This is a genomic window from Methylobacterium sp. B1 (assembly GCF_000333255.1).
GTDB lineage: Bacteria > Pseudomonadota > Alphaproteobacteria > Rhizobiales > Beijerinckiaceae > Methylobacterium > Methylobacterium fujisawaense.
This window is the reverse complement of record NZ_BACT01000945.1, coordinates 1-1905: the sequence shown is the minus strand read 5'-3', so window position 1 is coordinate 1905 and position 1905 is coordinate 1. Positions and strand designations below refer to the sequence as shown.

Genomic DNA, 1905 nt, shown 5'->3' with positions numbered 1-1905 from the left:
CGCGCGCGACCTTCGTGGCGGTGGGCGTCGCGGGCGTCGCCCGGCACGGCCTCCTCCGCCGGCCGCACCTGTCCGATCTGCCGGCCGACGCCGCCGCCCTGGCCGGCGTCGCGGGACCGGCCGTGCTCACGAATCTCGCCCCCTCGGTGGCGAGCGCGTTCCTGGCACGGCTGTTCGCCGGCTACGGGGCGGATGCGGTCGCCGCCGCGTCGGTGATCGACCGCCTGACGCCGGTGGCCTTCGGCGGCCTGTTCGCCCTGTCGGGGGCGATCGGCCCGATCCTGGCGCAGAACTGGGGCGCGGGCCTGTTCGACCGGATGCGCGGCGTGCTGCGCGCGGCGGTCCGGGTGACGCTGGCCTATGTCGCCGTGGTCTGGCTCGTCCTGGCGCTGACCCGGGGATGGCTCGCCAGCCTGTTCGGCCTGCACGGGGTCGCGGCCGAGCTCTTCGGCTTCTTCTGCCTCGTCGGCGGCGCGATCTGGTTCTTCAACGGGCTGCTGTTCCTCGGCAACGCCGCCTTCAACAATCTCGGATTCCCCCTGCGCTCGACGCTGCTGAACTGGGGGCGCGCGACCCTCGGCACCGTCCCGCCGGCGATGCTCGGCGCGGCGCTCTACGGCCCCCGCGGCGTGGTCGCCGGGATGGGTGTCGGATCCCTGGTCTTCGGCGCCCTCGGCATCCTGCTGGCCCGCCGCACGGTGGACCGCCTGGAAGGGAGCGGCCGACGCGGGCATGAGCCCAAGGCAGCGGCGGCGGTGCTGGAGAGGCCGGCGCCGCTGCCGCCGGGCCATGCCCATCCCGAGCCGTTGCACTGAGACGGCGGAGAAGGCGCAAGTTCCGCGGGGAAGAACTGGTATTTCCCCGCGTGACGGGTCACCATACCCTGTCTCGGCCTGTCCCGGCCGGGGCAGGATCGAGGCGTCATGTTCAACCCGCTCGAGATGTTCCAGGCCCAGGGCGAGGCCGGGCTTCAGGCCATGGCCCAGCAATTCGGCCTGACGACTGAGCAGACGGCCCGCGCCTTCGAGGCGCTGATGCCGGCCCTGACCCTGGGGCTCCAGCGCAGCGTCGGCGTGGACCCGACCGGCTTCGCCCGGATGTTCGGGCTGGAAGCCGCCAAGCCTGCGCCGCCGCAGGGCTTCGAGGCCCTCAGCCAGATGTTCGGCTCGGCGCAGCTGATGCAGGCCGTGCTGCGGCAGGCCTCGGCCACGAGCGGCGTCGGCGCGCAGGTGCTGCGCCAGATGCTGCCGATGATGGCGGGGGCCGTGGTGGCGAGCATCGTCCATGTCATGCTGAACCAGCCGCAGGCCGAGCCCGCGCAGGCGCGGTCGAGCCCGCCGCCGCCCGTTCCGTTCCCGTTCGGGCCGGCCTGGGCCGAGATGGCCAAGGCGATGATGCCCGCGGTCCAGCCGCCGGCGCCGCCGCCGAAGCCGGCCGCCAAGCCGACCGCGAAGCCGTCGCAGGGGACCGCAGGCGAAGCCGGCTCGGATGTGTTCCAGCAGATGATGCGCACCGGGGCCGAGGTTCAGGGCAACAACATCCGGGCGATGCAGGAGCTGTTCGAGACCTTCTGGCCTGCCTCCGGGGGCGCGACGCCCCAGTCCTCGGACGGCACCCCGGCACGTCCCGATCCGGCGCCCGCCGATCCCGCGGCGGGCAAGGGCCGGCGCGGTCGCCCGTCCGGCGGGACCGGTTGACGCAGGGACAGGGCCCGGGCGGACGTTGACCCCGCGGATCGAAGCCGCAACCTGTCGCCGAGGAGATCGCCCGATGAGCGACCATTTGACCGCCTGGGACGATCGCCCGGAGAGCGTCGCCGGGAATGGCGTCCCAAACGCGCGATCCCGGGGGCGGGTGCAACCTCTCTGCCGTGTGGGTGCCGGCGGGCATTTCGGCGCGGGCCCA

Annotated in this window: 2 protein-coding genes; both read left to right on the top strand. The window is 73.9% G+C overall.

Features of this window, described 5'->3' with window-relative positions:
* Positions 1–815, top strand: an 815-nt coding sequence (locus I53_RS26645) for an MATE family efflux transporter (RefSeq protein WP_043356571.1), incomplete at its 5' end; no start/stop codon positions are given.
* A 108-nt stretch (positions 816–923) separates the two neighbouring features.
* Positions 924–1697, top strand: coding sequence for a DUF937 domain-containing protein (locus I53_RS26640; RefSeq protein WP_043356569.1), 774 nt, complete (start codon positions 924–926; stop codon positions 1695–1697).
* Positions 1698–1905: the final 208 nt, after the last annotated feature.